The organism is Rhodococcus sp. USK10 (assembly GCF_019378875.1).
Classification (GTDB): Bacteria; Actinomycetota; Actinomycetes; order Mycobacteriales; family Mycobacteriaceae; genus Rhodococcus_F; species Rhodococcus_F pseudokoreensis.
Genome location: NZ_CP076048.1, coordinates 6,438,780 through 6,452,603, shown reverse-complemented (window position 1 = coordinate 6,452,603; position 13,824 = coordinate 6,438,780). Strand labels below are relative to the sequence as shown.

Sequence of the window (13,824 nt, the reverse complement as noted above, 5' to 3'; positions counted from 1 at the left end):
CGTCAACGTCATGTCAGCACGACGTGGTGCACACCACCGTAGCCACTCACATTACAAAGCGTCAAGTGAGTTGCTTAATAGTTTGGTTAATGGTCTATCTGATTCGTGGGTGGACTGCGGCTACAATCTGAGGTCATGTCGCTCCGCGCCGCACAGAAGCAAATGACCTACGACCTTTTCCTCGCCAAAGGGCTCGAGCTGTTCGGCACCAAGGGCTATGCCGCAACCACGATCGATGACATAGCCAGCGCCGCGGGATCGACCCGGACGACCTTCTACCTGCACTTCTCGTCCAAGGCCGACGTGATGAGCGCGCTGCTGACGAAGGTCGACGCAATACTCACCGCTGCCGACGACCCCACGCTCACCGCAGTGGTGGCCTCGGGCTCGCGTGACCAGATCCAGGAGTGGCTGGACCGCAAGTTCTCACAGTGGGACGAGATCAAGCCCTATCTCACCGCGTCCTACCAGGCAGCCCAGGAGCCGGACGTCGCAGCCAAGACCGAGCAGTGGTTCGAGTCCGCCGTCGGCGACATGACGGCGGGTCTGGACCAGGCCAAGCGGTTCCCTCCCGATCGGCGCCGGATTCGCTGCGTGCTCGCATTCGGTCAGCTCGAGTACCTCTCGCGCCGCTACTTCGCGGTCGGCTGGCAGACTCCCCGCGAGGCGTGCCTCGACGAACTCACCGACTCCTGGTGCCACCTACTTGCGTCGGACGACTAGAACTCGAAAGCCGTCGCCTCGACGAGGATCTCCCGCAACCAGGCGATGAACGCCGCATCCCCGAGACGCGGATTCCACACCATGTCGATCCCCAACGGCGAGACCGGCAGCGGGAACTCCTCGATACGGAGGTCCACCCGTTCCCGCATCGCGACAGCAACCCGGAATGTGTGCACCGCCACGCCGCCTGCCGACGCGACCAAGTGCGGGATGAGCAGGTGGTCGGAGATCAATTGCCCGATCCGGTAGTGCACGCCGTGCGCGTCCATCGCGGCGTACGGCGCCACCCGGTGCCGGGAGTCGTAGGTGACATGGGGCAGAGACGTCAGCAGATCCAGTGCAGATGCCTCGGGATCGCTGTCCGGGTGGGCGATCACCACCCAGCGATTCTCGTAAAGGCGTTCGCGTGGGTACGGCGATGTGAACGCCTCGGACAGGAGTACGACGTCCACGCCGTCGTCGGTGAAGTCGCTCGGTTGAGGCTGAACAAAATTGCGCACCCGCAGAGTCGCATTCGGTGCCCGCTCGGCGACCAGCCGCGCCAAACCCGGCCCGACCACGAATGCGGTACTGGTGGTCATCGCAACAGTGATGGTGCGACTGTCTCGAGCGGGGTCGAAGCCCGGGAAATTCACAACCTGTGCGGTCTGCCGGAGCACTTCACGCAGTGGTGCGATGAGTTCCAGGGCACGCGGGGTGAGCACCAGGCCGCTCCCCTGCCGCGTCACCAGATCGTCACCGATCAGTCGGCGCATCCGCCCCAGGGCATGACTCATCGCGGGTTGGGACATGCCGACCCGGGCCGCGGCGCGGGTGACCGATCCTTCCTCGAGTAGGGCCAGCAACGGCACCAGCAAGTTGAGGTTGACCGAGGCAAGCCGCTCCAGGCCGAGATCACTCGAGTGATCACCGGGTTGGTTCATCCACACGAAGTTACGCGTCCTCCTCCCGAGGGGGCGACGTCATCGGGCCGCAGCGGCCATGCGGCGCAGTTTCGGGATCGGGATCCGGTGGTTGACGGCGACCGCGACACCGTCACCGCCGACGTGGGTCCAGCGCATCACCGACGGTCCGTGCGGGCTGTCGCCGAGCAGGAACTCGGGTTCACCGGCGGCCGGTAGGTGGCCGGTGGCCTTGAGGTTCAGCCCGAACTGCTCGGTCCAGAAGTAGGGTTCGAGGTCGAGTTCCGGCGCATCGTCGCCCGCCAGGAGCGCGTGGGCAGCGACCTTGGCCTGCTCGATAGCGCTGCTCCACAGCGGAATTCGACGTATTCCCGTAGGCGTGGGAACGGCGGCGGCGTCCCCGGCCGCGACGATGTCGGGCCGGACCCGGCCGCGCGAGTCCACCTCGAGACGGCCGCCGCTCAACAGTCCGCTCGTGGCCAGCCAGTCCGTGTCGGGTATGTCGCCGATCGCACTGACGATCAGGTCGGCGTCGATTCGTGATCCATCACGCAGGACCACCCCACGCGCATCGTCGATCCCGGCGGCCGAGCCGACGACGACCGTGAGCCCTCGGGCTACCGCGGCCGCGGTGAACGCCTCGGACAGGCAGTGCCCCAGATGCGACAACATCGGCGGGCCGTCGGCTACCAGCGTGGCCCGGCATCCCGCCGACAGGGCCGCGGATGCGATCTCCATGCCCAGCGGACCGGCGCCGACAACCACGACCGTGGGCCGGGCCGCCAGCCGTTCCCGGAGGACCAGGGCGTCGTCCACGGTGCGCAAGGACAGCTCAACGCTGCGGTCGCCGCCCAGGCGCCGTGCTCTGGAACCGGTGGCGATCACGAGTCCGTCGTAGGTCAGGTCCGAACCGTCGTCGAGACGCACCCGGCGAGACTCGACCTCGAGGTCGACGGCCGCCACCCCGAGCACCTCGGTCGCCTCGTGCGTGGGCGGTGCCAGTTCGTGGGAACCTCCGTCGACGAGGAGCGCCTTGGAGAGCGCGGGCCGCGAGTACGCCGCCCGGGGTTCGGCCCCCACAATGGTCAGATCGCCGTCGAAACCCGCGGCTCGGAGGCTGTCACACGCGGTCTGGCCGGCGATCCCGTTGCCGATGACCAGGATTCGTTCGGGAACTTCGATGAGTGTCATGCGAGCCTGAGTGCGGCCACCGGGCAGACCCGGACCGCGGCACCGGCGTCCGTGAGTTCCGGGCTTCCCTCGGGGATGTCCTCGACGTCGAGGATCAGTTCGCCCGCGTCATCGAGGTGCATCAGGTCGGGAGCGATCTCTTCGCACAGTCCGTGGCCTTCACAGCGAGGCCGGTCGATCACGATTTTCTTCATGCCGGGACCACCTTCAGGATCTCGAGTGCGTCGATGGAGCGGGTGATGTTGCTGGGCAACCGAACCGGCTCGGCGGCCACCAGCCGCTGCGCGTGGACGGCGAGTGCCCCGATGACGGCGTGGGCTTCCAAACGGGCCAGGCCCTGGCCGGCGCAGCCGTGCGGTCCGTACCCGAAGGAGAGGTGGTCAACGGGGTTTCGCTGGACCAGGAAGGCGTCCGGGTTCTCGTAGTGCCTCGGGTCGCGGTTGCCTGCGCCGAACAGGATCGCCACCTGGGATCCGGCCGGCACGAGGGTGCCGTCGATGTTCACGTCCCGGGTCACCGAGCGGCCCCAGGCATGGACCGGCGCCCAGAATCGGAGAATCTCGTTGAAGGCAGCCGGCACCAGCGCGGAATCTCCGCGGACCAGGTCGAACTGATCGGGGAAAGCCGAGAAGAGCGCGACGATGTTGCCGAGCGCGGCGATAGTGGTGTCGACACCCGCGCCCAGGTACTGGTGGATGATATGGCCGGCGGTGCCGGGAGGAATGGCGCCGCGGTCCTCGGCGTCGAAGATGCCGCGACCGACCGACCCCGGCGCCAGATCACCGGCCCGGACCCCGGTGCACCAACCGTAGAGTTCGCCGGCGATCGGGAAGTTCTCCGCGGTCCGCTGATTCATCGGACCGATGACTTCCATCGCGGCCTGCCCCCAGCGCAACATGTTGTCGCGCACCTCACCGGTGAAACCGATCAGGTCCGCGACGACCTCGAGCGGGAAGGCGCGCGCCAACGCATCGATGGCCTCGAACGATCCTCTGGCGACCAGGTCCACGACCAGCGCATCGGCCTTGGTGTGGATCTGATCCCGGAGTCCCCGCAGCGCCCGTGGAGAGAGGTTCTCGGAAAGAGTCGCGCGCAATTCTGTGTGGATCGGCGGGTCCGAGGCCAGCGATGTGCCCTGAAGCGCCTCGTTGACCACGGAATTGAAGCCGATCGTCCGGGACGAGAAGGTGCCCGGGTCGGCCAACGCGTCGCGGATGACGTCGTAGCGGGTCAGGGCATAGACGTCGTTGGCGGGCAGATGTACCACCGCGCCGAGATCGCGGAGTTCGGCGTACGTCGGATAGGGGTCGATCACGACCTCGTCGGCGAATAGGTCCGTATCGCTACTCGCCGGAGTGCTTCTGTTCATGCCTCCAGTGAAGTGACTCCACTCACATAAATCCAACTCATATTAAGCATGTACAGACATGAACAAGATTGATGCCGTCCGCCCTGTGGTGCTCTCATCCGTGGTCGCGGCACACCGCGGACGCGGGATCCGGTTCGCACATTTGCTGCCACGTGTAGAAGCCGGGATGCCTTCGCCGTCGACTCACTCTGGCTCGACCACCGGCACGCGCTGACGAACCATGGCTACTGGAACTGGAGGATTCTGCGAGCCCGCTCAGCGACGGGCAGGTCCACGAACTCGCCGTCCGGCAGCTGAACGGCGGCCCCGCCGGACTCCTCGAAGACGTCCACAACCCTTCGTGCCCAGGCGAGTTCGTCCTCGCTCGGGCTGAAGGCGGTGTGAATGATCGGCAGTTGGGAGGGGTGTATCGCAGATTTGCCGCCGAAGCCGAGAGAGCGGGCGTGTGCGGCTTCCCTGGCGAGTCCGTCGGTGTCCCGCAGGTGGGGGTAGACGCTGTCGATCGGGGGTGCGATTCCCGCGGCCCGGGAGGCGATGACCAGGTGCGATCGCACGTACTGGAGCGGGGTGTCCCCGTCGCCGATGTCGAGGTCTTTCCGGAGGTCGATGCCGCCGAGGGCGAGATGTTCGACGCCGGGTTCGGCGGCGATCGCCAGGGCGTTGGTGACGCCCCTCCCGGTTTCGATCGCGCAGATCAGCGGCGTCCCCGGCGCCCGATCCCGCACCCACCGCACGTCGTCGACCGAGTCGACCTTCGGGATCCGGATGCCGTGAGCACGGTCGGCGACCGCGGCCAGGTCGTCGGCGGCCGGCGCGGTGCCGACGGCGTTGATGCGCACCCACGCGGGGTGGGTGGTCAGAGCGTCGGCGACGCAAACGCGGGCGGCGTCCTTGGACTCCGGCGGGACCGCATCCTCGAGGTCGAGGATCACCGCGTCCGCGCCGGCATCGAAGACCTTGCCGAGGAGTTTCTCTTTGTGCCCGGGCACGAAGAGGTAGCTGCGGGCCATCAGATGACTCCCCTGTCCTGCAGAGCCTCGATGTTCAATCCGAGTGCGTCGCGGTATATCTGCGTGTTGTCCTGTCCGAGTCGCCGTCCGGGAAACCGGATGGCACCGGGGGTGCCGAGCATGCGCACCATGAGGTTCTGCATGGCGATGGGCCCGAGGTCCTCGTCGTCGACAGTGGTGATCACGTCGCGGGCGCGGACGTGCGGGTCGTTCATCAGTTGCTCGACGTCGTAGATGGGTGCGAGAGCGGCGCCGACGCGCTCGAACTCGGTGACGACCTCGTCGAACGGGCGGGCGGCGATCCATTTCCCGACCGATTCGTCGAGGAGGTCGCCGTTGCGGCTGCGCTCCCCGGCGGAGGCGAACCACGGCTGTTCGACGAGGTCAGCTCGTCCGACCAGACGCATGACCCGTTCCGCGACGGAGGTGGCGCTGGCCGAGATCGCTACCCATCGGTCGTCCTTGGTGAGGTACGTGTTGCGGGGAGCGTTGTTGGGCGAGCGGTTGCCTTGACGGCCGGCGATCGCGCCGAGCTGGTCGAAGGCGGTGGGGCCCGGGCCGAGGATACCGACCAGGGGTTCGAGCAGCGAGAGGTCGATGACCTGCCCTTGCCCGTTTCCTTCGGGGCTGTTGCGGTGCAGCAGTGCCGTGACCACGCCGAAGGCGCCGGTGATGCCGGCGACACCGTCGGCGAGACCGAACGGGGGCAGCGTCGGCGGTCCGTCCTCCTCACCGGTCTGGTGTGCGAATCCGCTCATCGCCTCGGCGAGGGTACCGAAGGCGCGACGTTGGGCGTAGGGCCCGTCCTGTCCGAAGCCGGTGACCCGCAACGTGATCAATCCTGGATTGAGCACCATCAGCCGGTCGGGTCCGAGCCCCCACTTCTCCAGCACTCCGGGTCGGAAGTTCTCCACGAGCACATCGACGTCGACGACCAGATCCCGCAGGATCTGCTGGCCCTCGGGGGTGCCGAGGTCGAGGGTGATGCACTTCTTGTTGCGCGCAATGACTTTCCACCACAGTCCGTGGCCGTCCTTGTTCGCCCCATGAGATCGCGCGGGGTCGCCCGTCGGGTGCTCGACCTTGATCACCTCGGCGCCGAAGTCGCCGAGCAGCATCGCGGTAATTGGTGCGGCGTACACGGTGCTGATGTCGAGAACTCGAACTCCGTGCAGCGGGCCGCGGTTCGCTTCCCCCGACGAGCTCGAGGTCGGGGTGTCATCGTGTGGGTTCACGCTCATGGGCAGTCCTCGGCGTTGTCGAGAGGGCGATTGAGGCGGGAGGGTGGTAATGGCGCCTGCGTGGAGGTCGGGCGGCACGTTTCCCGCGTGTGCGGACTCCAATCTGTCACCCACACGAGTGAAGTACAATCGCAAGTATCTTGACTCCCTTTAAATTTTTCTAAAGGCAGGTGGCCGACGTGCTCGACACGACACGGATGTTCACGCTGTGCGAGGTCGCGAAGCACGGCTCCATCACCGCGGCTGCCGCGGCGCTCGGATACACCACGTCCGCGGTCTCGCAGCAGATCGCCAAGCTCGAGAAGGAGGCCGGGCAACCGCTGCTGGAACGGCACGCCCGCGGCATCATGCTCACCGACGCCGGCCGCTCCATCGTCAAACACACCGAACGGATCCTCATCGAACTCGAGGCCGCGGACGCCGAACTCGCGGAGATCCACGGACTACGTGCGGGAGAACTGGCGATCGGAACCTTCCCCACGGCCGGATCCTCGCTGCTGCCACTGGTGATCAAGGAATTCAAGACCCACCACCCCGGCATCGACCTGCGCGTCCTCAGTGGACGATTCGCCCAGCTCGTCGATTCGCTTCGCCGCCGGGAGACGGAGCTGTCCCTGTTGTGGGACTACGAGTGGAACCGGATCGACGACCCACTGCTGACGTACCACCACCTGATGAACGATCCGACCCTGCTCCTGGTGTCGGAAAAGCACCGCCTCGCCGACCGGGAGTCGATCAGGATCACCGAACTCCGCGACGAGTCGTGGGTGGTGCGCGCCGACGATCACCCGGTTGCCCACACCCTCGAACGGCTCTGTCAGCAAGGCGGATTCAGCCCTCGGACAAGTTTCCTCGCCCACGACTACGGGGAGGTGCAGGCCATGGTGGGCGTCGAGTTGGGGGTGTCGATCGCGCCGCGGCTGGCCGTCCTCAATCCCCGCCCCGACGTCCGGTCCATCCCGCTCGCCACCCGATCGCCGCAGCGCCGGATCCTCGTCGCACACCTGACCGAGCGTCGGCTGAGTCCGGCGGCTCAAGCGGCCATCACACTGTGCATGGCGGCAGCGCGGCGCCTCGAGGAAGGTTTCGCCGACACGTAGGCGCAGGGCGGCACGGTGATCGTCGGCTACGAGGTGCAGATGGCGACGGCGTCGGCGAGTTGTGCGATCCCCGCGACGTGCTGTGGCCGGGTCACCGTGCGGTTCCCGCCAGGACGGCAGCCGGGGACGCGACGAACAGTTCGGCGGCCGCGATCCGCCGTGCGGCGCGGTGCAGGGCGACCGCCTCGATCACCCCGTCGGGGGAGGTGGTGAAGTCGATGTCGAGGACGCCCGCGGCCGTTCCCAGTCGCAGCGATCCGGGCCACCGCACCCGGGCGTTGTCGGCCACCACTCCGCCTCTCACCGTGGCGGCCGCGGCGACGGCGACGGCCGACGTCAAACCGATCGCCGGATGCGGGGCGAGCATGGACAGCATGCGGACCGAGACGTCGTAGTCCTCACCGGCGATGTCGATGCCCGCGCTGGTGCGATAGTCCCGCGGTGGGCCGATCACACCGACCTTCGGAATGGCATGCGAGATGGGATCACCAGGATTGCTCAGTCCCATCCGCAGCGACGATTCGCGCCGCAGGGCCACGAGAACGGAGAGGTGGTCGGCGATCACCGAATTGTCCTCCGCCCCGCTCAAGCCCAGATCGGCGGCGTCGAACAACGCAGCCGGCGCACCGGCAGCCACCATCGTGCCCCGGTAGCTGCAATCACCGAGCGTGATCGAATCGGACGCCGAGCCGGTGGGCAGCATCGCCGTGCCGGAGGCCAGGCCGGTGAAGGTCAGGGCGACCGGAACGCCGAGCGCACTGGTCCCCGGCACGGCGGCATCTCCCTCGGCGGGGATCACCCCGCCCGGGGTGGCGATCTCGGCGGTGAGGATCGCACCGGTGTTGGTGTTGCGCATCCGCACGATCGTCATCGCACTGTCGACCGCGACGAGTCCGGACTGCAGCGCATACAACCCGATCCCGGTGGCGCAGTTTCCGCAGTTGCTGCCCCACTCGACCCGGCGATCACCGATCGCGACCTGTGCGAACAGGTACTCGACGTCGATGCCCGGCTCGGCGGATCGGCGCACGATCGCGGCCTTGGACGTTGTCGAGCTGCCACCGCCCACGCCGTCGAGCTGACGGGGATCACCCGACCCGAAGGCCGAGGTGAGTATGGCGTCGAGCCCGCCCGCCTGCTCGACCAGAGGGTCGACATCGACCGCGTTGAAGAGCCAGCACTTGCTGGTGCCCCCTCGCATCCAGGTTCCACGGAGTGTGAACACCGCCCGGCCGCCTTTCATTCGTGACGAAGTCTGAGGCACCGCCGAAGGCTCCGATCGGGGTAAGGGAACTGAATCTCCAGCGGTGACACCATCAACCCTGCGCCCAACCTGGGTGGAGCACAATTTCGAATATGAGGACGACCCTTAAGAGTGGCTTACATCGTCGGGTCGAGCGCCTGCGGAGGACCGCGCACACGGCGGCCGGCGGCCGGGCGCGACCTGGGACGTCGCCGTTCGTCGAGGTCGACGGCCCATAGCGGCGCCATCAGCACGACGATCACCTGGGCACGAAGCCGCCGGAATGACTTAAGCAGAACTGAACCCCCGGGTAGAAACGTGACATTGTTCTGAACATCTGTCGTCTCTAACGTGATGTAGGACATGATCGACGAGAGGATGTGACATGCGAACCACGAGCCCGCTACCCCCAAGCGAAGACGTTCCCGCCGACCGGGACCGGGCCGAGGAGCTGTCCACCGAACTGGTCGATTCCACCGCGCCCGTTCCGACCCCGCACCGTGACCCCGTCACAAGTCGGGAGACGCCGCGCACGCGCACCCTGGCACCGCCATTCAGTGCCCTCGGACGCGTCGAGGCCCCCTCTGTTCACGCAACCGGAACAGCCGACGACCGGGCAGGCGACCCTGCCGGACAGCAAGCGAAAGAACGACCATGACCTCCATCGAAATACTCCCCCTGATCGCCTTGGTCGCGATGTTCGTGCTCGCCACCATCTTCCCCATCAACATCGGCATCCTGGGCTTCATCGGGGCCTTCCTCGTCGGAGCCTTCGCCCTCGGATACGACGACAAGGAAATCCTCGCCGCATTCCCGAGTTCGATCGTCCTGACGATCATCGGCGTCACCTACTTCTTCGGCATGGCCAAGAGGAACGGCACCATCGACCTCCTCGTCAACGCCTGCATCCGCGCAGTCGGCGGCCGGACGGTGATCGTTCCCTGGGTGTTCTTCTTCTCCGCCTCCGTGCTGACGGCACTGGGCACCTTCAGCCCCGCAGCGGTCGCGCTGATCTCGCCCGCGGCGATGTCCTTCGCCGCGCGTACCCGGATGAGTCCGCTCGTGATGGGCATCATGACGATCAACGGCGCCCACGCCGGCGCGTTCTCGCCGATCTCGGTCTCCGGTGTCCTCGTCACCGACATCGTCAACTCCAGCGGCCTGACCATCGCGCCCTGGACGCTGTTCTTCGCCAGCTATGGCATCAACCTCCTGCTGTCGGTGCTGACCGTGGTCGGCTACTCGGTCCTCGCCCGAGTCCGCAACCTCGAGTACACCGCCACCGGGACAAGCGACGAAACCGGCAGCGGTACAACGCGTCCCACCACCGTTGCGGCACCGGATCGGACGCCGACCACCGGCGGTGCAGGCTCGTCGGGCGGGACGCAGGTACTCACCCGCAGGCCCACGGCGACCAGCATCGTGCCCGACGCGCACCCCGTGACCCGGGTCCAGAAGCTCACCCTGTTCCTCATCGCGACCGTGCTCGTACTCGTGCTCGTGCTGCATCTGCCGATCAGCTTCGTCGCCATCGCCGCAGGCGCGGTCCTCGCCTTCACCGATCTGTCGAAGCAGAACGAAGCCATCGCCGGCATCAGCTGGTCCACCGTCCTACTCGTCGCCGGCATGGTCACCTACATCTCGATCATGGAGGAAATGGGCACCATCGACCACCTCGCCGAAATGGCCATCACCGTCGGCGCACCACTGCTCGTCGCGTTCGTCCTCTGCTACGTCATCGGCGTCACGTCAGCGTTCGCATCCTCGACCGCACTGCTCACCGCGATCATCCCGCTCGCCCTGCCCCTGCTGCAGACCGGCGCACTCCCCGTCGTCGGAGTCGTAGCGGCCCTGGCCATCTCGGCGACCGTCGTCGACGTGTCCCCGTTCTCCACGAACGGCGCCCTCGTCCTCGCCAACGCCCAGAACATCGAGCGCCCCGCGTTCTACCGCCAGCTTCTCCTCAACGCAGGCATCGTCGTCGCAGTCGCACCGGCGCTGTGCTGGTTCATCCTGGTAGCCGTTCCCGCAATGGCCTGAGCACCACGGACAACAGCCGCGACCGCCACCTCACCCGAGGTGGCGGTCGTGTTCGCATGGGAAATGGCGGGCAGACGGTCGACCAGGCCGCGGCGGTATCCACAGATTGGACCTGCGCCAATGTATATCTGGGCCTACCTGCCAATGGGACCGGGAATTAGGGTTGAAATGAAACAACCATGCGGTCTGTAAATCCGAGGAGGGCGCGGTGACCTGTCGTGGTGCTGCTCGTATGACTTGTTGCGGTGACCGGCACAGGCCGAAGAGACTCCTCCGTCACTGTTGATGCCACACGTCGAGAAATTGAGACAGCCCATGTCCGAGGACGACCCGCCGGAAATCCGGCGTGATCCCGTTTCGGCGGTCACGGCGGAGTTGGCTGCGGACGGTTTCGACGATGCAATCGAGATCGGACGGGGTGGCTTCGGCATCGTGTATCGCTGCCTGCAGCCTTCCCTGGACCGCATGGTCGCGATCAAGGTGTTCACCGCCGACGTGGATCAGGACGAGCGCGAAAGGTTTATCCGCGAGCAGCAGGCGATGGGCAGACTGTCGGGGCATCCGAACATCGTCGACGTCCATCAAGTCGGGGTCACCCGGAGTGGCCGACCCTACATCGTGATGCAGTACCACCCTGGCGGTTCGGTGGAGGAAAAGATCCGCCGGGTCGGCCCGTTCGACTTGGGTGATGCGATGGGTCTCGGGGTCAAACTGGCTGGTGCGCTCGAGGCTGCGCATCGGAACGGAATACTGCACCGCGACGTCAAGCCCGCAAACATCCTGATCACCAACTACGACGAGCCGCAGTTGACCGATTTCGGTATCGCGCGCATCGCCGGAGGCGTCGAGACATCCGCCCGCACGGTGACGGGTTCGTCGGCCTTCACCGCTCCCGAGGTGCTCGAGGGTGAGCCGTCCACTCCGGCGACGGACGTCTACGGCCTGGGCGCGACGTTGTTCTGCGCAATCACAGGTCACGCCGTCTTCGAACGCAGGAGCGACGAGCAGTTGATCGCCCAGTTCCTGCGAATCACCACGCAGCCGATTCCCGACATACGTGGGGCGGGTCTTCCGCCGAAGGCGTGTGCTGCCATCGAACGGGCCGTGGCCACCAGTCCCGCCGATCGTCCTGCCACTGCCGCTGAGTTCGGGTCCGAACTCCAAGAGATCCAGCGTGGGTGCGGGATCATTGTGGACAAGATGATCGTGCCCGACGCTGCTGTTACCGCTTTGCCCCGAGGTGAACGCCGACGGGCGACGCCCTCACGCGACACGCGGTGCCGTCGCGCGGTCGACGATCTCGAGCGCGGTCGGGCAGCCTACCGAGCACAGGTGTGGGACGAGGCGTATACCCGGCTCAGCCGCGCAGACGAATCGGCAGCCCTCGATCCGGACGATCTCGAGGCCCTCGCCGAGTCCGCCCACCTCACCGGCCGGCCCGAGCGCAGCGTCGAGGTACGCAGCCGGATCTACACCTACCGCGTGGACAACGGTGACAACCCCGACGCCGCCATGTGCGCGATCAGAATCCACCTGGTATCGATGATGCACGGCGACATCTCCCCGGCCATGGGATGGCTCTCGCGTGCACAACGCCGTCTGCAGCAGGAGCCGGAGTGCGCGGTGCACGGCTACCTGTTCCTAGCTCAGGCCGAGGGCGCGTTCCATACGGGCAGCCCGGACGGTTCACTCGAACTGGCACGCCGCGCAACGAGCATAGGCACACAGTTCACCGATCCCGATCTGGTCAACGTCGGCCTGCACCAGGCAGGCCGCGCCCTTGTCGCGCTTGGTGACATCTCCGGCGGCACTGCATTACTCGACGAGGCCATGATCGCCGTGGCCGCCCGCGAGGTGAAGCCGGTGAGCTCCTGGTGGATCTACTGCAGCTCGATCAACACCTGCGAATACATGTCGGACTTCGGTCGCGCCGGCACCTGGACATCCGCATTCGAGAAATGGCTGGGCACCCAGCACGGCGCCACGGCCGTCTCCGGCTCGTGCCGGATGCACCGATCCCGAATCCTGCGCCTGCACGGATCCTGGGCCGACGCCGAACACGAAGCACGGCAAGCCTGCGCGGAGCAGAACGGAACCATCGCCATGGACGCCGGCCAGGCCTGGTACCAGATCGGGGAGATCCGGCGGCTGGTCGGCGACCTCGCCGCAGCGGAGGAAGCGTTCGGGCACGCCGGCACCTATGCCTGGGACGTGCAGCCCGGCATGGCACTGCTGCGGACGGCGCAAGGCCGCACCGACGCAGCCACCGCCGGTCTCGCCCGTGCGTTGGTCGAACATCCCTCGGACCGACTCGCGAGGGCGAAACTTCTCCCCGCACAGGCAGAGATCGCGCTAGCTGTGGGGAACCTGGAACTTGCACGGGCGGCCGCCAAGGAACTTACCGCCATGGTCGGCGCCCCGCTGGCCGTTCGAGCCGCGGCAGTACAGGTTGACGGTGCGGTGCGGCTCGCGGACGGCGACCCCGCGGGTGCGCTGCCGGGTCTGCGAGCCGCCGCACAGATCTGGACGGACCTCGAGGTGCCGTACGAGGCCGCACGCAGCCACCGGCTGATCGGACTGGCCTGCTGTGCGATTGGCGACGAGGACACCGCGCGATTCGAATGGGACACCTGTCGTGCGGTGTTCAGTCGACTCGGCGCGATGCCGGATCTGCAGCGTACCGACGAACTCCTCGGGTCGGCGCCGCCACCGGCACAACTCCCCGACGGTCTCAGCACGCGGGAGGTCGAGGTGCTACGACTCGTCGCGTCCGGAATGACCAATCAGGATGTGGCAGAACACCTGTCGCTGAGCAAGAAGACCGTCGCGCGGCACTTGAGCAACATCTTCGCCAAGATCGGCGTCACCTCACGCGCCGCCGCGACCGCGTACGCTTACCAACACGGCCTGAACTAACCAGTCGCGATTCATGGGTCGAAATACCCATTGGGCCTGATTGTCACGACGCCGAATACAGCGAACGTCCGATGCGGTAGTGGCGACGC

The 13,824-nt window shown here is 66.6% G+C and carries 12 protein-coding genes; 5 read left to right on the top strand and 7 right to left on the bottom strand.

The window, feature by feature from the left end:
- Positions 1 to 135 precede the first annotated feature (135 nt).
- Positions 136 to 723 (top strand): TetR/AcrR family transcriptional regulator, encoded by a 588-nt coding sequence (locus I1A62_RS36645; RefSeq protein ID WP_219457115.1) that lies wholly within the window; start codon positions 136 to 138, stop codon positions 721 to 723.
- On the opposite strand, the gene I1A62_RS36640 is transcribed toward I1A62_RS36645, so the two are convergent.
- From I1A62_RS36640 to I1A62_RS36615, 6 genes are all read right to left on the bottom strand, one after another.
- Positions 720 to 1,646, bottom strand: coding sequence for a LysR family transcriptional regulator (locus tag I1A62_RS36640; RefSeq protein ID WP_257890623.1), 927 nt, complete (start codon positions 1,644 to 1,646; stop codon positions 720 to 722). The genes I1A62_RS36645 and I1A62_RS36640 overlap by 4 nt on opposite strands.
- A 39-nt stretch (positions 1,647 to 1,685) precedes the next feature.
- Positions 1,686 to 2,816 (bottom strand): NAD(P)/FAD-dependent oxidoreductase, encoded by a 1,131-nt coding sequence (locus I1A62_RS36635; protein ID WP_219457112.1) that lies wholly within the window; start codon positions 2,814 to 2,816, stop codon positions 1,686 to 1,688.
- Positions 2,813 to 3,010: a ferredoxin gene (locus tag I1A62_RS36630; RefSeq protein WP_095863534.1), complete on the bottom strand. Its 198-nt coding sequence runs from the start codon at positions 3,008 to 3,010 to the stop codon at positions 2,813 to 2,815. The genes I1A62_RS36635 and I1A62_RS36630 overlap by 4 nt, the downstream gene beginning before the upstream one ends.
- Complete coding sequence (locus tag I1A62_RS36625; RefSeq protein ID WP_219457110.1) at positions 3,007 to 4,185, bottom strand: cytochrome P450; 1,179 nt, start codon at positions 4,183 to 4,185, stop codon at positions 3,007 to 3,009. Before I1A62_RS36625 ends, I1A62_RS36630 begins: the two co-directional genes overlap by 4 nt.
- A gap of 224 nt (positions 4,186 to 4,409) precedes the next feature.
- Positions 4,410 to 5,195 carry a CoA ester lyase gene (locus I1A62_RS36620; protein WP_219457109.1) on the bottom strand — a complete coding sequence of 262 codons (786 nt, stop codon included), beginning with the start codon at positions 5,193 to 5,195 and terminating at the stop codon, positions 4,410 to 4,412.
- Entirely contained in the window at positions 5,195 to 6,436 is a 1,242-nt protein-coding gene (locus I1A62_RS36615) for a CaiB/BaiF CoA-transferase family protein (RefSeq protein WP_124392465.1), read from the bottom strand. Before I1A62_RS36615 ends, I1A62_RS36620 begins: the two co-directional genes overlap by 1 nt.
- Positions 6,437 to 6,615: 179 nt before the next feature.
- Between I1A62_RS36615 and I1A62_RS36610 the strand changes: the two genes are divergently transcribed.
- On the top strand, positions 6,616 to 7,536 hold the full coding sequence (locus I1A62_RS36610; RefSeq protein ID WP_124392466.1) for a LysR family transcriptional regulator: 921 nt from the start codon (positions 6,616 to 6,618) through the stop codon (positions 7,534 to 7,536).
- A gap of 91 nt (positions 7,537 to 7,627) precedes the next feature.
- Here I1A62_RS36610 and I1A62_RS36605 read toward each other — a convergent pair whose 3' ends face one another.
- Positions 7,628 to 8,737, bottom strand: coding sequence for a PrpF domain-containing protein (locus I1A62_RS36605; protein WP_219457107.1), 1,110 nt, complete (start codon positions 8,735 to 8,737; stop codon positions 7,628 to 7,630).
- Positions 8,738 to 9,164: 427 nt separating this feature from the next.
- Between I1A62_RS36605 and I1A62_RS36600 the strand changes: the two genes are divergently transcribed.
- The 3 genes from I1A62_RS36600 to I1A62_RS46915 all read left to right on the top strand — a co-directional run bounded on the left by I1A62_RS36600 (position 9,165) and on the right by I1A62_RS46915 (position 13,735).
- Complete coding sequence (locus tag I1A62_RS36600) at positions 9,165 to 9,437, top strand: hypothetical protein (protein WP_219457106.1); 273 nt, start codon at positions 9,165 to 9,167, stop codon at positions 9,435 to 9,437.
- Complete coding sequence (locus tag I1A62_RS36595) at positions 9,434 to 10,819, top strand: SLC13 family permease (protein ID WP_219457104.1); 1,386 nt, start codon at positions 9,434 to 9,436, stop codon at positions 10,817 to 10,819. Before I1A62_RS36600 ends, I1A62_RS36595 begins: the two co-directional genes overlap by 4 nt.
- Positions 10,820 to 11,134: 315 nt before the next feature.
- Positions 11,135 to 13,735, top strand: a complete 2,601-nt coding sequence (locus I1A62_RS46915; RefSeq protein ID WP_219457103.1) for a protein kinase — start codon at positions 11,135 to 11,137, stop codon at positions 13,733 to 13,735.
- Positions 13,736 to 13,824: the final 89 nt, after the last annotated feature.